Source organism: Bartonella sp. AP331QHHD (assembly GCF_042195905.1).
Lineage (GTDB): Bacteria > Pseudomonadota > Alphaproteobacteria > Rhizobiales > Rhizobiaceae > Bartonella.
Genome location: NZ_JBHIPG010000034.1, coordinates 93,408 through 116,028, shown reverse-complemented (window position 1 = coordinate 116,028; position 22,621 = coordinate 93,408). Strand labels below are relative to the sequence as shown.

The following is a 22,621-nucleotide window of genomic DNA, read 5'->3' as shown; positions in this document are numbered from 1 at the left end:
TCATTAAACCCTACATTCAAATTTATTGATTTTGGCAAATTCGTCTGCTTTTTCAGTTTGTAATATACTAACGTCATAAGCAGCTTGCATGTTAAGCCAAAATTCAGCAGTAGTATCAAAAAAATAGGCTAATCTTAATGCTGTATCTGGAGTCACTGGACTATTTTCCGCAATAATACGTTCTATCCTCGTGCGTGGAACATTTAATGCTTTTGCAAGGGCATAAGCAGAGAGAGCATATTCTTTTAAATATTCCTCCCGTAAAATTTCTCCGGGATGTATAGCAATATAATTTTTCATCTCGACCTCCTACAGATCAATGATAATCTACGATTTCAACTTCATAGGCGCCATTAGAACGCCATTCAAAACAAATACGAAACTGGTCATTAATACGAATAGAATATTGACCTTTACGCTCTTCTTTCAATGCTTCTAAACGATTTCCTGGAGGACTGCGCAAATCTTTGAGGTCAACTGCTTTATCGAGCATAAACAATTTTCTTTGGGCTATACGTACTAGAGTTGTTGGAAAACCTTTAAGCGGATTACCTTCTAAAAGATCTTTACAACGCTTATCCGCAAAAGATTCAATCACCAAATCACCTTCATTCGCTCTTTCTATATATCATAGCATGATACTAATCTAAAAAAAGAATGAATGTTGAAAAATATTTAGCAATAGGTGCAAAATGACCAAGAAGCATCGTGAGGGTCTATCGGTTCGTGCGTTTGCGAAGAAGATGGGTGTTTCACATAATGCGGTGGTTTCTCGGATAAAGACAGGTAAATTTGATGCGGCTCTTTTTGAAGATGGTTCTGTCAATGAAGCCCTTGCAACAGCTATCTGGAATGAGAATCCAACAAAGTGCCCTGCTCCATTTTTAGCGCCTGATGGTCAACCGCGGACAAAGATCAAACAAGCCTCTACAGATGGAGCCAATGAATACAAGATAAAACTGGAGCGAATGCAAGTTGCCCTTGAAAGCGAAAAGATTGCACTTGAACGATTGCGCGAAACCACTGTTGATCGAGAAGAAATGAAAAAGGCAGCTCGTGAGTTTGGAAGAGCGCACCGTGATGCTATGTTGAATTTTCCTCATCGTTTTGGTGCAAGCATTGCTGCACAAGTTGGATGTGATGCGGCCAGCCTTATTGGTGCTATTGATTACACTATGAGAACCGCTTTGCTTGAGGCGGTTAATATTCCAGTGCCTTTTCATGATCCTCATTCTCCAGAGTTAGAGAACTTGCAAGAAACGAATAATGGATGACAATGCAGTCGAAGAATTTTTCGCCCATGCCAATAATGCAAGACAACCGGACCCACCGTATACGGTTTCGCAATGGGCGGATAAGAATAGATACCTTAGCACCGTAGCAAGTGCTGAACCTGGATTGTGGAGAACAAAGCGGACCCCCTATTTGCGCGAAATCATGGATAACCTTTCCTCTCACAAACCGATTGAAACAACTATTGTCATGAAAGGGGCGCAAGTTGGCATGTCAGAGGCAGGATTAAATTTCTGCGGTTATGCTATTCATTATAGTCCAGGACCTGCCCTTTATGTGATGCCAACGGTTGAGACAGCCAAAAAGCTTTCAAAGACGCGGCTTGATCCTATGATTATGGCAAGTGCAGTTTTAAGTGAACGCATAGCCCCAGCACGAGCACGTGACAGCGGGAATACCATGTTTTCGAAAGAGTTTGATGGTGGGGCATTGATGCTTACAGGAGCAAACAGTGCAGCTGGTTTGCGTTCCATGCCTATTCGTTATCTGATTTTAGATGAGGTGGATGCCTATCCTCTCAGTTTTCTTTGAAAGCGATTTTTTGCCTATAGAAATGTCGTTAAAATGTGGCTTTTTGCTTTTCACTTTCAAGTCCCCCGCTGGGCGCGAGCACCCTCGCATTAGTATTCCGAGAGCCTGAAAGTACTGAGTTCGAGTCAGATTTTTTGCTTTTAGTGCTCACCGCACCTAGACATAGAAAAATATCCCATAATTCCGAGACACCCACAGAGTGGGCTCATTTATGATCGAACTTTAGGGCTTTCAACCCCTACTGATCGCTGCGTAGACGAGCAAAATCACTCTTTAAGTAATAAAGTAATTTCAGGAAATTGGCAATCAAAATTAAAATAATCTCAAAGACTATAAGATTGGGCACTCTTCAAAAGAGGATAATGCGAAGAACTGTCATCATGGTTAGTCATCAACCCACATAATGCTTCTTTTTCAGAAACCGCACAACGCGATATAAGAAAAAATGTTGTTTGCAAAGTTCTCTCTTGCCTATACAAAGAGAAAATGAAAAATTTGGAGGGCGCCCTATGATAAATGACATCTACTGTGTTGGATACAATTATGTTGAACATGTTCATGAACTAGGTAATGTTGTTGAAGATGAACCTGTTATCTTTAGCAAGCCAAAAAGTTCACTCGTTTTAGGCAATGAAATTTATCTCCCTAATTTTTCCAAAGAAATACATTTTGAAACTGAAATTGTGCTCAAAATCTCAAAGGACGCTTTCATGATCATGGAGGCAGAAGCAGAAGAATGCTATGATGCCGTAGCAATAGGTCTTGATCTCACAGCGCGGGATTTGCAAACAAAACTGAAAGAAAAAAAGCTTCCTTGGCTTTTATCGAAAGGATTTAAAGGCGCTGCATACGTCTCTGACTTCATAAACAAGGAAAAAATAAACAACCCAATAACCTTTGCAATGAAGTTGAATGGCGAAACAAGACAAGTTGGCAATACGAAAAATATGATCTTTAACTTTGAGAAGATAATCTCATTTTTAAGTCACTACATTCAGCTAAGACGTGGTGATCTCATATACACAGGCACTCCACAGGGTGTAGGAAAACTTTCTCAGTTTGACAGAATAGAATTGTATCTCGAAAATCAATTAATTTCAGAGCTAAAAGTAAAATGAATCATCAAATACTGACCTTTTTCATTGTTTCATTTTTTTTAGTCATCTCACCGGAGCCGAATATGGCCCTTATCATCGATAATGCAACGAGATTGGGAAGAAAGAACGCATTTGTAAACGTTTTAGGATTGTGTACAGCAACATATGTGCATGGGGCATTTTCCACACCTAGGTGTATCAGCGCTCATTCTCAACAACAAAACGCTGTTTTTTTTAGTAAAACTCATGGGTGGCAGCTATTTATTATACATGGGCTTTAAATCAATTAAATCTGGAATACACAGCTTAAATTCAAAAGAAAGAAGTTCAACGAATGAAAAGCATGCTACGAGTGAAACAAAGCTTTTAACCAGCTATATGGACGGTTTTTTGACACAAATACTAAACCCCAAAGTATCTATATTTTACATAGCAGCTTTTCCAAAATTCTTAGCTTCTGGAGGTAGCATTAAAAAAGGTTTTGAACTTGTCACAATACATTCTTTCAACATCTTTGCATGGTTTACTTTAATGACCATTTTTATATCATTTGCCAGTACCGCCTTAAAAAAGCAGCGGGTAAAAGGCTCGATTAACATTGCGACAGGAACAGTTTTATCTTTGATAACAAATTGTAAAGTTAATAGAGCAATCTTTTCCTGATTCTGTCTCTCACTATGAATAGCTCAATCTCTAACAGAGCTTATACAATCCCCAGTTCTTTTTTTCTTCATATAACTGAATTACGTTGCATTTCTTTATCATACTCTCAAGGACGTTTGTGTAAACAATGTGAGTTTCTCGCAATATTTTATAAAATGTTACCAATATCTAAACAAAATCCTTATTCATCACTTTAAAAAAATAAGCTATGATATTCCTCTTTTCGTTTATGAAACAAAAGTAACTTTTTGATTTATGATAGCACCATACAAACAAAAAAATGATTTAAAAATCATTTTAATTTTCCATTAAAAATTGTTTCTTAAACTAAGATGAGAACTCTCGAGTGCTATTTGAGCAAAAAGTAAACTCTCACCATTATGAATAATAATAAATAATGCACTGATTACAAATAATAAGTTTCAAAAAATTATAAAAACTCCTGACAACTTTCTGAAATAATTTTAAAAGCCCCACGTCTTTTAATGAACAATTAATTTGTTATTCATAACAATAAAAAGCTCCCCATTCAAATATCTGTTACGTTATTTAAGAGGAAAACATTCTCTTTTTTCAAAACCATATTCCTAAAACATATTCTTTTCTTTATCCACACAAAATCATAAAAAACGTTTTTTTCCTTTACACCTCATTTATATCATGCTTCGATACAAAATAATGCTTTTTTAGTGTAATTTAATCTCAAAATAATTAAAGGGAACCCCCAAAAAATGAGCTACAAACAAAATTTAAAAGATAATTCTCAGAATAAGTTACAGCGTGGACTACACAACCGACATGTACAACTTATAGCCATTGGTGGTGCTATTGGAACAGGTCTCTTCATGGGGGCAGGAAAAACAATTAGTGTAGCAGGTCCTTCCATCATACTCGTTTATGCTATTATCGGTTTTGCTCTATACTTTGTCATGCGTGCTATGGGAGAATTGTTGCTTTCTAATTCACAATACCGATCTCTTATTGATTTTTCAACCGATATGCTAGGACCGGGAATCGCTTTCTTTGTTGGCTGGAGCTATTGGTTGAGCTGGGTTGTAACTGGAGCTGCTGACATTATTGCCATCATCACTTATATGAACTTTTGGTGGCCAACACTCAATCCATGGTTTACCGTTTTTACCTGCATTAGTGTCTTTTTAATCTTTAACCTCTTTGCCGTGAAACTATTCGGTGAACTTGAATTCTGGTTTGGTCTTATCAAAGTCGTCGCAATTTTAGCATTAATTGTTGTGGGATTTTATATGATCGTTACGGGCTTTACCTCTCCCAATGGTACGGTTGCTTCTCTCAATCACGTATGGAACGATGGCAATATCTTTCCGCGAGGAATGACAGGTTTTTTTGCTGGATTTCAAATTGCCATTTTTTCTTTTGTTGGTATAGAAATTGCTGGAACAACCGCTGCTGAAGTAAAAGAACCTAAAAAAGTTCTCCCCAAAGCAATTAATGCAATACCGATCCGTATTGTACTCTTTTACATTTTTTCTCTCGCTGTAATTATGTCTGTCACACCTTGGGATCAAATTGTTCCAGATAAAAGCCCCTTTGTCTCGATGTTTTGGCTTGCAGGCATTCCGATAGCTGCCGGCTTGGTAAACTTTGTCGTTATTACCTCAGCTGCCTCTTCAGCAAATAGTGGTATTTTTTCTACCAGCCGTATGATATATGGACTTGCAACACAAAAAGGTGCCCCTCCAATTTTAGGTAAACTTTCCAGATACCATGTTCCAGCCAATGCTCTATTCTTTTCCTGTTTATGTATTTTAATAGGGTATACAATTGCCTCACTCTCTCCAAGCCTCATAAGTGCTTTTACAATTGTGACAAGCATTTCAGCTATTGCATTTTTATTCGTATGGTCTGTAATTTTGATTAGCTATATTGTGTATCGTCGCAATCGCCCTCATCTACACGCTGAATCCATTTATAAAATGCCAGGAGGTGTTATCATGTGTGGGATAATTTTAGTTTTCTTTGTTTTCATGCTCTATTTGTTGACATTAGAAGCTGATACTCTACTAGCCTTAAAATATAGTATATTCTGGTTTGTTTTCTTAGGTATAATGTATTTTATGTTTGTAAAGAAAAAAATAACTCAAGGTAACAAATAAAGTCTATACATAAAAACATCTCAAAAAAGGGTAATTTTAGTTACCCTTTTTCTACTTAACCTCCTCTCCAAACATCAAAAAACGACGATTCCTACCGGCACCGGTTTGTAAACAATCCGGCTTATTAAGGGGGAATGCTGCTGATCATTTATATGGTTCACCTACATAAGGCTCTATGGGCTAGCCCTGCCCTGAACACTCACCACCCATTCTAAAAATACTTAATGCGTAAAATGTTATATGCTTTATATCACTACTCTACACAACAGTATTTTACTGCACAATAGGATAAGAAACGAGCTATTCTGTAAAAAATTCTCTATAAACTTCACTGACATTGTTTACTAATAAAACATGAGATTTATCTAAAACTTTCCCCCCCAAAAAATTTATATTCAATTTTTTATCAAAATTAAAAATATAGCTCTAAACAGAATATATCTTAATAGCTATCTGCAATAAAAAAAGATTCTATGAAAATATTTTTCTATTTGTAATAAATTTTAAATATTAATACTTAAGTGTAAATTTTAAATATATTTTTTAATGTTTTAAATAATAGTTTAACCATTTAAACTTATTTTATTTATATACAAAGTTTTATATTTAATAAATTTACAATTTTATTTATATTTTTATATAGATAACAATATCTATAAATAAATAATTTTAAATATAAAGATATTTATATAAAAATTACTATAAACAAATATACATAAATATAAATTATTATTTATATACATATAATAATAATATATAATATAAATTATATTATATATTATATATATTACTTATGTATAAAACATAAAAAATCAAAAAAATATAATACAATTTATCTTTTTTTTCTTATATATAAAATAATTATTCCATTAATTAATAATGTTTTTGCTTTATTCACATATAGTCATAGAAAAAAATTCCTTTACTCCTTAACCATAGCGTGTTCCGATAGAAGGAATTACCTTTTTTAGGGTAATTTTTATTTAAAAATAACTAAGGAGAACTCCCCAAAAATGAACAAACAAAATTTAGAAAAAAAACCTAAGAAGAAATTGCAACGTGGACTACATAACCGACACATACAACTTATAGCCCTTGGTGGAGCGATTGGAACAGGTCTCTTCATGGGATCAGGAAAAACAATCAGTGTAGCAGGCCCCTCAATTCTACTCGTTTATGCAATTATTGGTTGTGCTCTATACTTTGTCATGCGTGCTATGGGAGAGTTATTGCTTTCTAATACACAATACCGATCTTTTATTGACTTCTCAACCGATCTTCTAGGGCCATGTGCCGGATTCTTTATCGGCTGGACATATTGGTTGTGTTGGATTGTCACTGGAACTGCTGAAATTATTGCTATTGTCACTTATACACATTTTTGGTGGCCTGAACTCAATCCGTGGATTCCTGTTATAATTGGTCTTATGTCCTTTTTAATTCTTAACCTCGTCGCCGTAAAACTATTTGGCGAACTTGAGTTTTGGTTTGGTTTTATCAAAATCGTAGCAATTCTAGTCCTAATCGTTGTAGGATTTTATATGATCTTTACCGGTTTTGTCTCTCCAAACGGTACAGTTGCTTCTCTTAGCCATATATGGAACGGTGGGAATATTTTTCCGCGAGGAATTACAGGCTTTTTTGCTGGATTTCAAATTGTTATTTTTGCTTTTGTTGGCATTGAACTCGCTGGAACAGCTGCTGCTGAAGTAAAAGAGCCTCAAAAAGCTTTACCACAGGCTGTTAATTCAATACCAATCCGCATTGTATTCTTTTATATATTCTCTCTTCTTGTGATTATGTCTGTGACGCCGTGGGATCAAATCAGTCCAGAAAAAAGCCCATTTGTAACAATGTATGCACTTATTGGTATCCCAACTGCTGCAGGTTTGATGAACTTTGTTGTCCTCACAGCTGCCGCATCTTCAGCAAATAGTGGAATTTTTTCTACCAGCCGTATGATATATGGGCTAGCAACACAAAAAGGTGCTCCTAAATTTTTAGGAAAACTTTCTCGTAACCACGTTCCAGCCAACGCATTATTCTTTTCATGTATATGCATCTTATTTGGTTATGCCGTTGTATCGTTATCTCAAACACTCATAGCTGCTTTTACAATTGTTACGACAATTGCCGCAACTTTGTTTATATTTGTATGGTCTATCATTTTGATCAGCTATATCGTCTATCGCCGCAATCGTCCTCTCCAGCATACTGTCTCTCCTTATAAAATGCCAGGAGGTGTTGTTATGTGTTGGGCGCTTCTTGTTTTCTTTGCATTCATTATCTATTTATTGTCATTAGAAGCTGACACTGCCATAGCTTTAAAATACACTCCAGCGTGGTTCATATTTTTAGGAATTGTATACTTTCTTTTTGGGAAAAAGAATTATGCAAAAAATTAAAAAATAAAGCTTATGTTTCAAAAACATATAAAAAAGGGTAACTAAAGTTACCCTTTTTTGATATTTATCTATAAAATTATAAAAGCTATTGACAAAATATCTCTGAAGAAGCTTCAATTACGCTCTTTATCAACCAAAGCATTCGATTTTATCCAAGGCATCATAGAACGAAGTTTTTTACCAACTTCTTCAATAGGATGATTATCATTTAAACGCCGCATACTTTTAAAATGAGCAGCACCAGCTTTATATTCTTGAATCCAATTCGATGTAAATTTACCCGTTTGAATATCTTTCAATATACGTTTCATTTCTGCTCTGGTTTCATCCGTAATCACACGTGGACCAGACATATATTCACCCCATTCAGCTGTATTAGAAATCGAATAATTCATATTTGCAATGCCCCCTTCATACATGAGATCAACAATCAGTTTAACCTCATGTAAACACTCAAAATAAGCCATTTCTGGTGCATAACCTGCTTGTGTTAATGTTTCATAACCAGCTCGAATCAATTCAACAAGACCTCCACAGAGAACCGCTTGTTCACCAAAAAGATCAGTTTCGCACTCTTCTTTAAAAGTTGTTTCAATCACCCCAGCACGTCCACCACCAAGACCACATGCATAAGATAATGCTAAATTATGAGCATGCCCTGAAGCATCTTGCGCCACCGCTATTAAGCAAGGAACACCACAACCCCGTTGGTATTCATGACGAACTGTATGCCCTGGACCTTTAGGAGCAATCATCACAATATCAACGTTTTTTTTAGGTTCAATCAAGCCAAAATGAATGCTCAAACCATGCGCAAAAGCAATCGCTGCCCCATCGTGTAAATGATCATGAATATGTTCCTTATAAATATCAGCTTGCAATTCATCTGGTGTTGCCATCATGATGAGATCTGCCCATTTTGCTGCTTCAGCAACACTCACCACTTCAAAACCATCAGCCATGGCTTTTTTTACTGTTTCCGACCCTGAACGCAAAGCTATTTGCACATTTTTAACACCAGAATCTTTCAAGTTTAAAGCGTGCGCACGCCCTTGAGAACCATAACCAACAATGGCTACTTTTTTCCCTTTAATGAGATTAACATCCGCATCACGATCATAATAAACACGCATAAAAAATTCCTTCTTTCTCTATTTAAACTGGATTTCAGATTACTTTTATTCAATAAGAAACATTATCTACAGTGCATCACACACTTATAAAGACAAAAAACACCGCTTATAAGAACACAGCAATTGAATAATTTTAAAGTTTACATATTGCATAGAAAAAACTGTAGTCCCCAAACATTCCTAAAACATATACGGATCCCCAAATAAACTTCAACTGCTATTCTACAAAAACAATAATTACACAAAATAAGATTTCTAAAGAAAATTTAGCTAATATTCTACTCTTTTATCGTGCAACAAAACGCTATATTCTAAAAATTAAGATACAACACACAATTTTTAACATGAACCAAATCAATACGGATAGCAAGAAAAATTACAAAATAACAAGTATTGTTTTAATACAACCTTCAAAAGCATATACAACAATATCTTTAGAATAATAGAGAGGATGTTTTTACTTTTTACGTTCTTTTAATACCCACGCCTCTCACACGAAGAAGCCCCCATACGGCTATTATGTTATCCATTTATGGCGCCTTATAAAAAAATTTTAATATGCTCAAGCCCTTTTCAAAAATTCCCTATAATAGTGTAAGATTTATTGCACATCACTCTCTTTACTTCATAAAGCTACAAGTCGATATCATCATTCTATTTAACAGCTCCTATTGCATTAAGCTTATTCATAAGGAGATTTTACGTTATACTATTTACAGATAACCCAAAAATGAGCTCCAATATCAAGAAAATTTGTGTATTAATCCATTAAAATCCTACGCACTCCTTTATAAGGGAAATACTTTCAAAACCCTACTTCTTCTCCATTCAAAGAAATTATAATAAGAAGATTTTAAAACTTCCTCATAATGGATAGTACAAATAAAAAACATCGCATGCACTCAAAAACAAAAGATAGAAAGCAACCAATAAATAGAGGAACAATAGAATATTTATAATGCACGATAATAGTGCTATTTATCTCAAACATATATAAAATTGTTTTTTAAGATAAATTGGCAAACCTCTATAAAAATTTCTTTTCCAATTTTTATAGAGAGAAAAAGATTACGATAATAACCGGATAAAACGCTGAACAGTCTCATGTATTCCATACTCTAATGCATCAGCAATGAGCCCATGGCCAATAGAAACTTCATCAAGCCAAGGAATATTTTTGACAAGAGCAGGAAGATTCATAAGTGTCAGATCATGCCCTGCGTTTATACCTAACTGCAATTCTTTTGCTCTTCTTGCTGCTAAAACAAGTTTATTGAGCTCTTGATCTTGTTTTGTTTTATCCTGAAATGCACCACCGTAAGGTCCCGTGTAAAATTCCACACGATCAGCGCCCATTGCTTTAGCAATATCAAGACCATCGACAGTAGGATTAGCAAAAAGGGATACACGAATCTTTCTGTTTTTTAAATTCTGAATAATAGGTGCTAAAAATTCTGCATCATGAGCAAAATTCCAACCATGATCAGACGTTGACTGATCTGGATCATCAGGAACAAGGGTAATCTGATCCGCATAGTTTTTAGCGATATCCAAAAATTGATCACTGGGATAACCTTCAATATTAAACTCAGCAGTAGGAAAAGTGTTCTTTATTAAACAGTATATATCTGGTAAATCCGCAAAACGAATATGCCTTTCATCAGGGCGCGGATGAACCGTCAAACCTGCTGCTCCAGCAGCAAGCGCTATATGCCCAATATTCGTTATACTTGGCCACGGAAGATTACGTCGATTACGCAAAACAGCAACAGCATTAAGATTAACCGAAAGTTTTACCGCCATGCCCATTTCCATTTTTTTATAGTGTGTAACAAGATAGAAAAAAGGCATTTTCCATCTGAAACTTAGATGATATACACATCTTTTTTCTATCGAACAATCGTTAAACGTTCTGCTGCGCGGGTAATTCCCGTATAAAGCCAGCGCGCATACATATCACGAAATGCAAAACTTTCATCAAACAAAACGACATTATTCCATTGAGAACCTTGCGCCTTATGAACCGTTAATGCATACCCATAATCAAAATCATCATATCGCTTTTTTAATTGCCATGAAATTTCTTGATCAGGGTTTTCAAACGCTGCTTTTAAAAGTTTAATCTTTGCTACCCCACGCTCACTTTCTTCTGGTTTCACAAGAAGATTAATACTTGGTTTAACGGTCTCCTTCTGTGAAGTCATCACCTTCCATAAAGAGCCATTCAACAAACCTTTAATCGGATCATTTCGCAAACACACCAGCTTATCTCCCGCTTGTGGATAATCTGCTGTAAATCCCTTTAACACACGCAAACGCTGATTATAAAGGTGGCGTGTACGATTAACCCCTACCAAGACCTGATCAGCATCCAAAACCAATTGTTGATTGACCTCTTTACGTGTCACAACGCGCGCTTCTCCATAGTCACCATAAGCAATATCGCGTCCTTCACGTACATCCATAGCAAGACGTATAATCGGATTATCTCGCGCTTGCCGATGAATTTCTGAAAGAAGAAAATCTGGTTCTCCATTAGAAAAAAAGCCTCCACCTGATATAGGAGGCAATTGACCTGGATCACCAAGAACAAGAATTGGCGTTCGAAAACTCATTAAATCACGGGCCAATTTTTCATCTACCATCGAGCACTCATCAACAATAATGAGTTTAGCTTGTGCAGCAGCACTTCTTCGATTTAACATAAATGTTGGAGCAATAGACTTTTTTCCTGTTATTTCATCGGAAACTTCCTCTTCTCCACGCGGACAATAAATCAGCGAATGAATCGTACAAGCATTGCTTGCACCTTTAGAACGCAAAACCTGCGCCGCCTTCCCTGTAAAAGCAGCAAATTGAACAGAACCATCAACTGTCTCTGCAAAATAGCGTGCAAGCGTCGTCTTACCCGTCCCCGCATAGCCAAAAAGGCGAAAAAGAGGAAAACGCCCTTCCTTCAACCACGCGGCAACAGCCTTCAATGCATTATCCTGTTCCGGCGAAAACTGCATAGCTTACCAACATAAGATTTGCATAAAAAGAGCAGTATTTTGAAAAAAACCGACTATCAAGAAAAACCTTTTTATTAAGAATTGCTGACACACGCCCATCTAACAACTTTCGTAGCACAATTATCAATTATTTACCCATTGTTTTTTCAAGATATTGTAAACAATCTAAATTTTATCTATACATCGATCTTCTTGGTAACACCTTATGCGTATCAAATAAAATATCATTTTTTACAACAGTAACACCAACAATGGAAGATGCATATCTTAAATTTAAAATAACACCTATATACGCTTTTTCTAACCAAAATTTAGAATGAGAAAAAGAGCATTGCAATTGCAAAACCCTCACTAGAAAAAATGTCCTTAACAGGATAAAAATAATGTAATTTTTGAACGCTATTTTACACAATCAATCAGCTTTCTTGCACATAAAATAAAGTACATCCACTATTACGAAATAATAATTAAATATATCAAAAACCTTTTAGCAGAAATAAAAATAGCTCTCAACAAAACGACTTAATCCTATGATGATACACCTATAAAGTTCCTATCTCCCTCTCATCATGATTTTAATAAATTTACTCTTCATGCTACAAATAAGTGATATCTCAACGAATAAAGAGAGACATCACACTTATATGAAGCACGCTTTATCTCGCACAAATATGTAGCTTTTTCTGTTTCAACAATAAAATATGGTTCGTAAGTATGGCCTTCTTGGTAGTCTATTATAGAAAACTGGGACATGGCTTCAGTCCAGCGTAGCGCTTCAGGTTCATCCTCTAGAATATGAGAAAAGCGCAATTCTCCATCTATTGAGTTAAACTTTTTCTTTTTGTCGCAATGTTTTAAAGTTTATAAAAACTAACTGATTAATGCTATTCTTATTGCTAGAAATAACAATAAATCAAGGGGTATAATTTGTTAATAGGCTTGGTGTTATGTCAAAATATCAGCGATGAGATTGCTTTTTGGTTGTTTTAGAAATGAAATAATGAGCTCAAATATTGATGAATGAAACGAAAGGTTTAAATTGAAAATATTAATTCCAGATGACTATCAAAAAGCCACCCTAACATTACAGTCTATTACAAAATTAATGAAATCGCATGAAGTGCTGGTTATAAATAATTTAGCTAAAGAATGTGATTTAGAAGATAAGCTCAAAGAGATAGATATTCTTATCTTAATCAGAGAGCGGACTATAGTTGATAGAAATCTTCTCCTGAAACTGCCAAATTTAAAATTAATCTGCCAAACAGGCCCTATAGGTTCACATATTGATATAGAAGCTTGTAGAGACTTAGGAATTGAAATATTAGACGGTGGTGGAGATCCAACTTCTGCTGCTGAATTTGCGTGGCTCTTAATTATGTCTGCGCGTAGAAAACTCTGTAAATCTGTATCTGATATGAAAAAAGGACGATGGCAAACAACATTTGGCAACCAAATGAAAGGGGCTACTCTTGGAATATTCGGGTTTGGCCGTATTGGTAAAATGGTTGCTCAATATGCTCAAGCTTTTGGCATGTCCATTTTGGTTTATGGGAGCGAGCGTTCAACGCAAGAAGCAAAAAATTTAGGTTATCATTTTACGCATTCAAAAGATGAATTTTTTACACGTCCTGACGTTATATCCGTCCATTTACGTTTAAGCGATAAAACCAGAGAAATCATAAAATTAGATGATCTATTGAGCATGAAACCTCATGCTATTTTTGTCAACACAGCGCGTTCAGCTTTGGTTGAAAAAGGGGCGATAGAAAAAATACTAAGTTTGGAAAATTCAATTTACTTTGCACTGGATGTTTATGACAGCGAGCCAGTATATGAGAGCAAATTATTGCAATCAGATAGAGTTCTTTGCACGCCACATCTGGGCTATGTGACTGAAGAAAGCTTTGAGAATTATATTGAAAAAGCTTGCCAAAATATAGCATCTTTTATGAAGAGCGCTTAATGCCGGCTGAGCCAATGTTTGTAAAATTTATCTTATATCGCTAGCGTATCAAATTTGCACGACACATAATAGCTTATTTCCTTAAATTAAGCATATTCCTTAGTTTTCATATTAATACCAATAGTATGGACAGATTTTTATGTAATCAGCATAAAATACACAATTTATTATTGCAATCATTAAAAAAGGCTACCTCATTGGAATACACTTTAATTGGAGGGGGCTGAGTGAGCAATCATAATTTTATAGAAAAAATTATTATAGATGGATTGTATTGCTTGTTGCCACTATCGCTCAAGCATCAGCTTGCTTCTTTGTTCAAGGGATTGGTCCTTTAGCTAAATTTTTTAAGAAAGATTTCTCGCTTAGTAACTCTCAGATAGGTTTGCTGTCTTCAGCAGCGCAGTTCCTACCTATTATTGGCTTACTTGTAGCTGACGAATTACTAGACAAGTTTAACGAGTGCTATATTGTTGGAGTTGGCGCGGTCGGCGTTTCTGTCGTTCTTTTGTTGGGAGCAATCGCAGATAACTATATTTCCCTTTTGGTTTGTTTGCTAATTATAGGGGAATTTTATAGTTCTGCTCAACCCGGTGGCGCTAAATCTGTTTCTTCATGGTTTCCACAATCGCAGCGCGGATTTGCAATGGGAATAAGGCAGGCGGGGTTAACATTAGGTTGTGGGGGCATTAGCTGGAATAGTTCTTCCTGCTAGTGTGCTTGTCTATGGCATACAAGGTGCGTTTTGGTCGGTGCCATAGTTTCTTTTTTAGGGGGATGTATATTTATTATTTTTTATCACTCACCAGCAAAAGTTATCGCTATCGTTCCAAAAAGCAAGGCAAGAATTTCGTTCTATGCAAATGTAAGATCTCGTCTTGCAATGTTGGCTGCGCCTCATATGAAGAATATTATTTTTCCAAGCGTTTCACTTGTGATCGTTCAATATGTTTTAACCATTTTTATAACGATCTATTTTTATAGAATCTATCACCTGTCTTTAGATAAAAGTACTTATTTATTTTTTGTTTCACAGGCTTCTGGTGCCTTAGGAAGAATTATTTTAGCAGCGTAGCGTGATCATTGTAGAAAAGGACGGTTTTTTCCTGTCTTGTTTTGTATGATTGCAGTCGTTTTTGGATTTTTAATATTAATTTTGGGCATGAGTGGATCCATAATTTATTTAACTATTTTATCTGCTTGGTTAGTTTTTGGAGGAATGGAATGGTATGGCCCTTGGGTTGCTTATATTGTAGACTCTTAAGCCGAAAGAAAGCGTTGTGTTTTCTCTGGGTTTAGCAATATCTGTAAATCAAATCGCAATTATTACTACTCCACCATTATTTGGATTAATCCAAGATTTTACAGACACTTATTTACTAACATGGCTGATTTTAATTATTGTTTTTTCACTTTTTTAATAAAAAAGTAGGGAAATATAATTGGGGGAAATTATAATGATAAATGGAAAATACTTTTTAGTTGAGCAATGTCGAAAGAGACAAACTTTGAGAGGCTTTAGACCATGTTATTTATGATCCATACGGTGGTATTGAATATTCGGTTGAGTTAAAAAAATAGCATTTTCGCTGCTACCACATAGAATATTGACAATTCTTATGAACCAAAAGGTGTCTATTACCCCTAGACCATATTTAATCTTTGAAAACCTTCCTGTTGATAGACAAATTAATATGTCACCTAATCCTTACAATTTAGATGCGTCTTGTAAAAGTGGCTATATTAGCGAAAATTTAATTATGATGTTTTCTTTATTGATCGGAGAGCCTTATTCAATTAAGTTTGAAGGCGAACATATAGTAAATAACCTAGTTCTTTTAGAGGATAATAAAAAAGATTATACAGGATTAGGATCTGAAGTTGAGTTAGATTTTCATATGAAAATGCTGCACTAAAATTTATAACGGATTTAAATTTATCTCCTAAAGGGGATACTTTTATCTGGTGTTCGCAATGGTGTTGATGGTCCGTTAACGATGATGCACGTCTAGCTTTAAAACTTTTAAGTGAGGAGGATTTGAGGAGCTTCAGGGATAATTTATATATAATTAATGTTCCCTATAGATGGAGAAAAAATGGGGTAACTTCTACAAGTAAAGTGCCCCTCGTTCAAGGGGACGGTGAATTCCCAGATATCAGCGCTGTTTTTTATCCAGGCATGTTAGAGCCACAGTCAAAAAAAGCCAAGGAAGCTTTAGATCATTTTTATGAAGCTATTAAGGCTATATCTTTTGGAATTGATGTACAACCAGGAAGATTATTATACATTGATAATAGAATGGCCCTACACTCTAGAGATAAATTTTTTGGATCATTTGATAGTTATGAAAATCCAATGCGATGGATTCAAAGAGTGTTTGTGTCTGCAGATTTATGGAATCATAGATATATAGAACAAATAAAAGAAAGAATATTTAATTTTCAATGTTAATATCCTGATAATGATATGATGTTGAGTATTATTCTGGTTTATATATTGACGATACATCTCATATGTATAGGTTTCTCCCGCATAATCATACCTGATTATAAGCTATGGTGACCTATTGGTTTTCTATGGCTGCATTTGATTTTTGTTATTTTTTCCCTTCCTTTCAAACCGCTAGGGGGATTTTCCTATCAAGCCCCTGAAAGAGCTATTTGGAGTAATTTCATAATGCAAAACCAAAACATAGTAACAAACTTTTCTATTGTTTTCATAGGCATAATGGCTTGCATGGTTGCACCCTTCAAGCAGTGTGGCTTTTTTTCTTGCACGATGAAATCATTCATATATGAGACAACATAATTAATTTATAACAGATAATTCAATGTATTATCTAAAAAATGCAACGAAATAGCTATTAATGTGAACATATGAATTAAAAAAACAAACATCGCGTACAAATAAATTCAAACATAATTGTGCACACGACTTATAACATTTTTTAGATGAACAAATAATAATACACCCCATGTCTTTAAACAAAGAATGAAAATCATAAAATGAGCTCTAAGGATAATAGAAACTCTCCACAAAGAAGAGACAGAGATGAAGACTCCAAAGACTTCATCATCACCATCCTTCACCATTTTGTTAACATATTCATTTTATACAAGAATCTTTCCCTCGGAAGAAATAGCATTTGCAATAGCTTCTTCGCTTGCCTCATCGGGTAATAACATCTCATTATGAGCACATCCCGATGGGATCATAGGAAAACAGTTTTCTAAATGATAAACACGACAATCAAAAAGAACAGGCTTATCACAGTCAATCATCTGCTGAATTTTATCATCAAGTTCATCGGGTTTTGAACAATGAATTCCCACGGCTCCATAAGCTTGTGCCAATTTCACAAAGTCAGGCATAGATTCCGTATAAGAATGAGAAAGACGATTACCATGCAGCAATTGCTGCCACTGGCGGACCATTCCCATATACTGATTATTTAAAATGAAAATTTTCACCGGTGTGTCATGCTGAATAGCTGTTGCAAGCTCTTGAATATTCATCTGAATGGAGGCATCACCAGAAATACACACAACAAGCGCATCAGGATGCGCTATTTGAACACCTATAGCAGCAGGTAAACCATACCCCATCGTTCCAAGACCACCAGAAGTCATCCAATGTTTTGGTTCATCAAAATGATAATACTGCGCTGCCCACATCTGATGCTGCCCGACATCCGTTGTAATATAAGCATTCGCATCTTTGGTAAAAGCATACAGCCGTTCAAGAGCATATTGCGGCATAATGACATCTTTTTTCTCCGCATATGCTAATGAATTACGAGCCTTCCAACGGTTAATTTGCGTCCACCACGCCTCACGGACTTCACTGTTAAACGCTGGTTGCTGTATCTTTAAGAGTTGCGTCATATCTCCTAAAACACAAGCCACATCACCAATAATTGGAACTTCTGCTTTTACAATTTTATTGATAGAAGAAGGGTCAATATCAATATGAATAATACGCGCATGAGGTGCAAATGCATCAAGGCGCCCGGTGATACGATCATCAAATCGTGCTCCAACAGCTAACATGACATCACAATCATGCATGGCCATATTAGCCTCATAGGTTCCATGCATTCCAAGCATTCCAAGCCAATTTTTACCGGAAGCAGGATAAGCACCAAGTCCCATTAATGTTGAAGTAATCGGAAAATCCCCCAATTGAACCAAATTACGTAAAAGCTGTATAGCTTTCATCCCCGATGAAATAACACCACCACCAGAATAAATAATAGGGCGTTTTGCCTCAACTAAAAGAGAAACGGCAGATTCAATAGCCTTAGTATTCCCTTTCAACGATGGAAAAGAATGTAAAGACTCCTGAACTTGAGGTGCTCTATAAAATCCTGAAGCAAATTGAACATCCTTAGGAATATCAATCAAAACCGGCCCAGGACGACCTGATTGAGCAAGAAAAAAAGCTTCATGAATAATAGCCGCAAGATCATTGACATTTTTAACCAGCCAATTACGCTTCGTACAAGGCTTTGTAATTCCAACTGTATCAGCCTCTTGAAAAGCATTTGTTCCAATCACCGTTGTTGACACCTGCCCAGAAAAACAAATAAGAGGTATCGAATCCATAAGAGCATCTTGCAAAGGTGTAACAGCATTCGTTGCCCCTGGACCAGAAGTTACAAGCATAACCCCTACCTTCCCTGTGCTGCGTGCATAGCCTTCAGCTGCATGCCCTGCGGCTTGTTCATGGCGCACCAAAATATGCTGGAGTGTATCTTGGTGATAAAGAACATCAAAAATAGGCAAAACAGCCCCACCAGGATAACCAAAAATATGTTCAACGCCTTGATCTATAAGAGCTTGAACCACTATTTCAGCGCCCGACATTATTTTTCCATCTGCACTCTCTTGCTTTCTTGGATCATTTCTCATTTTTCCCACTCACCTACTTTATAGGACAATAAAAAAGCCCCTAACGGAGCCCATAAAAAAAGCCCCCAAAGGAGCCCATTACACAACACATACTGTATGATTACCCCCATTATTCCAACGTATAAAATATATAAAAAATTCCTTGTAGAGAGATTTCTAATTCCATTGATACCATTCGTCAATAAAAAATTATATTTTCTAAAAAATTTCTTTTTCACGAATTATCTTTTATCTTTCGATAAGTTTCTTTGCAAAGCTCTAACTCTTTTATCAAAAAGTAAGCATCCATTCTTCATCAAATTGATTACGAAACCATGTCATTTGTCTTTTTGCATATCTCCTCGTTTGTATTTTCACCGCTTCAAGAGCACTCTCAAAGCTTCTATATCCATCCAAATAAGCCATAAACTCAGGTATACCAATAGCCTTCATTGCTGGTAATGAAGGGGAAAGTTTAAGTTTTTTCATAGCCACCACTTCTTCTAAAGCTCCTCTTTCAATCATAGAATCCAAGCGTTTATGAATACGTTCATAAAGCAGAGGACGTGGTGGCATGAGAAGAATTTTTTCGGTCAAATTTGGCGCAATGAGAGGTGTTGTTTTTTGTTTCTGCCACCAACTGAGCGACTTACCGGTTGCATCATAAACTTCCAAAGCACGTACAATACGCTGTCTATCGTGCGAAGAAATTTTTTCAGCAACAACAGCATCAATCTGCAACAACTGGCGATAAAGACTTTCAGGTCCCTCTTTATCAAGCAGCAAACGCCACTTCTGCCGCACAACATCTGGAACATGAGGGACTTCCGAAATCCCCTCTAAAAGAGCACGAAAATAAAGTCCTGTTCCACCAACAAAAATAACTGATCTTAAAGAAAAAGTAGCCAATAGCTTCTCGACATCACACAACCATTGCCCTACTGAATAGTTCAAAGTAGGACTCACATGACCATAAAGATAATGGGGAACAATCGCGGTGTCAGCCTCCCTCGGCCGTGCCGTTAAAATATTTAAAACATCATAAACCTGCATTGAATCAGTATTAATAATGAGAGCATTTTTTTCTTGAGCCATTTGCAAGGCAAGTTCTGACTTCCCACTTGCCGTTGGCCCTGCTATTAATGTAACTGTTCTCTGTGTCATGAATAGCAATTTCTCCCAATCAATAACTTATTGCAACATGCAGACACCCCCAAAGCCTTCCTGTATTTTCTCTCCATTATCATAGAGTAAATACTTCAAACAAAAATACGAACACAAATTCCCCTTAAGACAAAGCCCCTTATGAAACTTATAAAAAAGAAAAAATGGACTTAATAACAACACCAAAGGAATTTCCAAGCATTTTTTGCTATCATAATTCAATAACAAACCACAGCTATAATAATTCTGTCCGTTAAGGCCATTAAAAATATACTCTTTGTCATCATTTATGAAAATAATACTAAGTTTAATCTATACAATCAAATAGCTTTATTTTTTCCTATAAAAATAGCATGCTACGCCGGTTTATAATAAGAGCCTCATAAAGTATCATATCAATACCATTTACTTGCGCATCACAAGCAGAGATAAAAATGGACTTAAGAAAGGTGTACCAATATCTCTTATGCAGCATTTCAAAGTCTAGGCTGTTACAATATTGAGAACTGAAAAATACTATGATGACACCAATTTATACTTTGATATTCAGCATAAAGATATAATAATTTCCAATGGATTTTATATTGCACACCCCATACTCTCTATCGTGAAATGAGCTTGAGAAATATTGGACATCACATGGCTGACTTGCAAAATATCCCACACACTAAGGCTGATAAAAAACAAAAAATAATTTTTTAAGGATCAATCCATTAGGAGCGTTACGAACCGTAACTCTCCATCTGGACGCGCTACAATAAATAGAGCATTTTTGCGTCCAGCTTCACGTAATTTATGAATACGTTTTTTAGCCTCATCAATTGTTGTGATAGAACTCTGATTGATATCAACAATCACTTCACCAACGCGAATACGCTTTTTATCCGCGGCACTATTTTGTGCAACAGATGTCACCACTAGTCCTCGAAGTTTATCTGAAATTGAATAACGATGACGCAAATCCTCTGTCAGTTCAGATAACGTCATTCCCATAAATTGCATTGTCACGTTTTTCGACAGATCTTGATTTTTTTTATCATCAACTTCTTCTGTATCTTCATTTGGATCTGTTTCAATCAAACGTCCAAGCTTAACTTTTACTGTTGCTTCTTGCCCATTGCGTAAAATAGTAACGTCCACCACTTTTCCTTCTGAACTTTCTGCAACTAAACGCGGCAAATCACGTGCATGCTTAATTTTGGAATTACCAAAGGAAAGAATAACATCTCCAGTTTGTAACTGGCTATTATCTACATTATTTTCTTCCGTCTGTTCTATTTTACCAGCCACCAATGCTCCCACAGCATTGTCCAATTTTAAACTTTTTGCAATATCCTCTGTTACCGGCTGAATACGAATAGCCAACCAACCACGCCTTATTTCTCCAAAATCACGCAATTGATTAATAACAGAAAGAGCCATATCCGATGGAATAGCAAATCCAATACCGATAGATCCTCCCGAAGGTGAAACAATTGCTGTATTAATGCCAATGACTTCACCATTTCTATCAAATAACGGCCCACCAGAATTTCCCCGATTAATTGCTGCATCTGTTTGAATAAAATTATCATAGGGACCAGCATTAAGATCACGGTTACGTGCAGAAATAATACCAACCGTCACACTTCCACCAAAACCATAAGGATTACCAATAGCCATAACCCAGTCACCAATACGTGCTTTTTCTGAGTCACCAAAACGCACAGCTTTTAATTTTTTACTTCCTGCATCGACTTGAAGCAACGCCAAATCAGTTTTGCTATCCTTTCCAAGAAGCTTTGCCTTTAGTTTTGTCCCATCCGTAAAATTAACTTCAATATCATCAGCATCTACAATAACATGATAATTTGTAACAATAATCCCTTTTTGCGCATCAATCACAAAACCAGACCCTAAAGAACGCACCTTTTGAAATTGACTATCTTTTTGACCATCCTTGGGTGTAAAAAAATCACTGAAATATTCCTCCAGCAATGAATCTTTTGGGATAACGGGTACCGAGGTGTTTGCATCCTGTTCTGTTCCTTCAACAGTCTGCGCCGTGGAAATATTCACAACTGTTTCCAAAAGCTCAGAAGCTAAATCAGGAATAGAAAGCAATGCCTTGCTTGTCTCGGCTCCCCAAGACAAACTCACTGATCCTGATAGAAACAAAGTCACACAAAAAACAACTCTTGTGATAAAAAACTTTAAAAACGTATTTTTACTCACGATACTTCTATCCATGACATGCCTTTAATCAAAGATGCAAAGAGCCCCACTAAATTTATCTACGTAAAACCAGCACGGCTCGATACTCTCTACCACTTTTACCATAAAAGAAAATGGTCACA

At 35.9% G+C, this 22,621-nt stretch carries 18 protein-coding genes and 1 pseudogene; 11 read left to right on the top strand and 8 right to left on the bottom strand.

All coding sequences use genetic code 11. The annotated features are described in order from the left end of the window. Window positions 1-3 precede the first annotated feature (3 nt). Both ACFIMS_RS04745 and ACFIMS_RS04740 read right to left on the bottom strand, forming a co-directional pair. On the bottom strand, window positions 4-300 hold the full coding sequence (locus ACFIMS_RS04745) for a HigA family addiction module antitoxin (RefSeq protein WP_375628884.1): 297 nt from the start codon (window positions 298-300) through the stop codon (window positions 4-6). A 16-nt stretch (window positions 301-316) separates the two neighbouring features. After that, complete coding sequence (locus ACFIMS_RS04740) at window positions 317-598, bottom strand: type II toxin-antitoxin system RelE/ParE family toxin (RefSeq protein WP_375681923.1); 282 nt, start codon at window positions 596-598, stop codon at window positions 317-319. 94 nt (window positions 599-692) lie between these two features. Between ACFIMS_RS04740 and ACFIMS_RS04735 the strand changes: the two genes are divergently transcribed. The 6 genes and pseudogenes from ACFIMS_RS04735 to ACFIMS_RS04710 all read left to right on the top strand — a co-directional run bounded on the left by ACFIMS_RS04735 (window position 693) and on the right by ACFIMS_RS04710 (window position 8,121). Next, window positions 693-1,274: a hypothetical protein gene (locus ACFIMS_RS04735; RefSeq protein WP_375681924.1), complete on the top strand. Its 582-nt coding sequence runs from the start codon at window positions 693-695 to the stop codon at window positions 1,272-1,274. After that, window positions 1,267-1,815 (top strand): annotated as a pseudogene (locus tag ACFIMS_RS04730) (phage terminase large subunit family protein); the annotation flags it as partial. The gene ACFIMS_RS04735 and the pseudogene ACFIMS_RS04730, both read left to right, overlap by 8 nt. A gap of 518 nt (window positions 1,816-2,333) precedes the next feature. Continuing rightward, window positions 2,334-2,942, top strand: coding sequence for a fumarylacetoacetate hydrolase family protein (locus ACFIMS_RS04725; RefSeq protein ID WP_375681925.1), 609 nt, complete (start codon window positions 2,334-2,336; stop codon window positions 2,940-2,942). A gap of 150 nt (window positions 2,943-3,092) precedes the next feature. Next, window positions 3,093-3,584 carry a LysE family translocator gene (locus ACFIMS_RS04720; RefSeq protein WP_375681926.1) on the top strand — a complete coding sequence of 164 codons (492 nt, stop codon included), beginning with the start codon at window positions 3,093-3,095 and terminating at the stop codon, window positions 3,582-3,584. Between the two features lie 731 nt (window positions 3,585-4,315). Continuing rightward, the gene (locus ACFIMS_RS04715; RefSeq protein ID WP_375613396.1) at window positions 4,316-5,716 is read left to right on the top strand and encodes an amino acid permease; all 1,401 of its coding nucleotides are present in this window, start codon (window positions 4,316-4,318) and stop codon (window positions 5,714-5,716) included. Between the two features lie 1,013 nt (window positions 5,717-6,729). Beyond that, entirely contained in the window at window positions 6,730-8,121 is a 1,392-nt protein-coding gene (locus ACFIMS_RS04710; RefSeq protein ID WP_375612029.1) for an amino acid permease, read from the top strand. A 113-nt stretch (window positions 8,122-8,234) separates the two neighbouring features. Here ACFIMS_RS04710 and ilvC read toward each other — a convergent pair whose 3' ends face one another. The 3 genes from ilvC to ACFIMS_RS04695 form a co-directional block, all read right to left on the bottom strand. Further along, a complete protein-coding gene (gene ilvC / locus ACFIMS_RS04705; RefSeq protein ID WP_375675592.1) occupies window positions 8,235-9,254 on the bottom strand; it encodes a ketol-acid reductoisomerase in 1,020 nt (339 codons plus the stop codon). Window positions 9,255-10,322: 1,068 nt separating this feature from the next. After that, window positions 10,323-11,057: a pyridoxine 5'-phosphate synthase gene (locus tag ACFIMS_RS04700; RefSeq protein WP_375613393.1), complete on the bottom strand. Its 735-nt coding sequence runs from the start codon at window positions 11,055-11,057 to the stop codon at window positions 10,323-10,325. A gap of 86 nt (window positions 11,058-11,143) precedes the next feature. Beyond that, window positions 11,144-12,265, bottom strand: coding sequence for an ATP-dependent RecD-like DNA helicase (locus ACFIMS_RS04695; protein ID WP_375613392.1), 1,122 nt, complete (start codon window positions 12,263-12,265; stop codon window positions 11,144-11,146). A 1,039-nt stretch (window positions 12,266-13,304) separates the two neighbouring features. Here ACFIMS_RS04695 and ACFIMS_RS04690 point away from each other — a divergent pair. From ACFIMS_RS04690 to ACFIMS_RS04670, 5 genes are all read left to right on the top strand, one after another. Further along, window positions 13,305-14,231 carry a D-2-hydroxyacid dehydrogenase family protein gene (locus ACFIMS_RS04690; RefSeq protein WP_375696426.1) on the top strand — a complete coding sequence of 309 codons (927 nt, stop codon included), beginning with the start codon at window positions 13,305-13,307 and terminating at the stop codon, window positions 14,229-14,231. Between the two features lie 274 nt (window positions 14,232-14,505). Next, a complete protein-coding gene (locus ACFIMS_RS04685; protein WP_375696425.1) occupies window positions 14,506-14,946 on the top strand; it encodes an MFS transporter in 441 nt (146 codons plus the stop codon). Window positions 14,947-14,976: 30 nt separating this feature from the next. Then, window positions 14,977-15,306: a hypothetical protein gene (locus ACFIMS_RS04680; RefSeq protein ID WP_375613389.1), complete on the top strand. Its 330-nt coding sequence runs from the start codon at window positions 14,977-14,979 to the stop codon at window positions 15,304-15,306. 544 nt (window positions 15,307-15,850) lie between these two features. Further along, a complete protein-coding gene (locus ACFIMS_RS04675; RefSeq protein ID WP_375638324.1) occupies window positions 15,851-16,147 on the top strand; it encodes a hypothetical protein in 297 nt (98 codons plus the stop codon). Between the two features lie 122 nt (window positions 16,148-16,269). Next, window positions 16,270-16,683 (top strand): TauD/TfdA family dioxygenase, encoded by a 414-nt coding sequence (locus ACFIMS_RS04670; RefSeq protein ID WP_375628865.1) that lies wholly within the window; start codon window positions 16,270-16,272, stop codon window positions 16,681-16,683. Between the two features lie 659 nt (window positions 16,684-17,342). Here ACFIMS_RS04670 and ACFIMS_RS04665 read toward each other — a convergent pair. The 3 genes from ACFIMS_RS04665 to ACFIMS_RS04655 all read right to left on the bottom strand — a co-directional run bounded on the left by ACFIMS_RS04665 (window position 17,343) and on the right by ACFIMS_RS04655 (window position 22,514). Next, entirely contained in the window at window positions 17,343-19,142 is a 1,800-nt protein-coding gene (locus ACFIMS_RS04665; RefSeq protein WP_375613385.1) for an acetolactate synthase 3 large subunit, read from the bottom strand. A gap of 270 nt (window positions 19,143-19,412) precedes the next feature. After that, window positions 19,413-20,285 (bottom strand): tRNA (adenosine(37)-N6)-dimethylallyltransferase MiaA, encoded by an 873-nt coding sequence (miaA, locus tag ACFIMS_RS04660; RefSeq protein WP_375613384.1) that lies wholly within the window; start codon window positions 20,283-20,285, stop codon window positions 19,413-19,415. Window positions 20,286-20,990: 705 nt separating this feature from the next. Further along, window positions 20,991-22,514 (bottom strand): Do family serine endopeptidase, encoded by a 1,524-nt coding sequence (locus ACFIMS_RS04655; protein WP_375638325.1) that lies wholly within the window; start codon window positions 22,512-22,514, stop codon window positions 20,991-20,993. Window positions 22,515-22,621 lie beyond the last annotated feature (107 nt).

What these genes read in the sequence shown, in the direction of transcription:
- ACFIMS_RS04745 (WP_375628884.1), bottom strand. Translation starts at nt 300, where the DNA reads ATGAAAAATTATATTGCTATACATCCCGGAGAAATTTTACGGGAGGAA.
- ACFIMS_RS04735 (WP_375681924.1), top strand. Translation starts at nt 693, where the DNA reads ATGACCAAGAAGCATCGTGAGGGTCTATCGGTTCGTGCGTTTGCGAAG.
- ACFIMS_RS04725 (WP_375681925.1), top strand. Translation starts at nt 2,334, where the DNA reads ATGATAAATGACATCTACTGTGTTGGATACAATTATGTTGAACATGTT.
- ACFIMS_RS04720 (WP_375681926.1), top strand. Translation starts at nt 3,093, where the DNA reads ATGGGGCATTTTCCACACCTAGGTGTATCAGCGCTCATTCTCAACAAC.
- ACFIMS_RS04715 (WP_375613396.1), top strand. Translation starts at nt 4,316, where the DNA reads ATGAGCTACAAACAAAATTTAAAAGATAATTCTCAGAATAAGTTACAG.
- ACFIMS_RS04710 (WP_375612029.1), top strand. Translation starts at nt 6,730, where the DNA reads ATGAACAAACAAAATTTAGAAAAAAAACCTAAGAAGAAATTGCAACGT.
- ilvC (WP_375675592.1), bottom strand. Translation starts at nt 9,254, where the DNA reads ATGCGTGTTTATTATGATCGTGATGCGGATGTTAATCTCATTAAAGGG.
- ACFIMS_RS04700 (WP_375613393.1), bottom strand. Translation starts at nt 11,057, where the DNA reads ATGGCGGTAAAACTTTCGGTTAATCTTAATGCTGTTGCTGTTTTGCGT.
- ACFIMS_RS04695 (WP_375613392.1), bottom strand. Translation starts at nt 12,265, where the DNA reads ATGCAGTTTTCGCCGGAACAGGATAATGCATTGAAGGCTGTTGCCGCG.
- ACFIMS_RS04675 (WP_375638324.1), top strand. Translation starts at nt 15,851, where the DNA reads ATGAACCAAAAGGTGTCTATTACCCCTAGACCATATTTAATCTTTGAA.
- ACFIMS_RS04665 (WP_375613385.1), bottom strand. Translation starts at nt 19,142, where the DNA reads ATGAGAAATGATCCAAGAAAGCAAGAGAGTGCAGATGGAAAAATAATG.
- miaA (WP_375613384.1), bottom strand. Translation starts at nt 20,285, where the DNA reads ATGACACAGAGAACAGTTACATTAATAGCAGGGCCAACGGCAAGTGGG.
- ACFIMS_RS04655 (WP_375638325.1), bottom strand. Translation starts at nt 22,514, where the DNA reads ATGGATAGAAGTATCGTGAGTAAAAATACGTTTTTAAAGTTTTTTATC.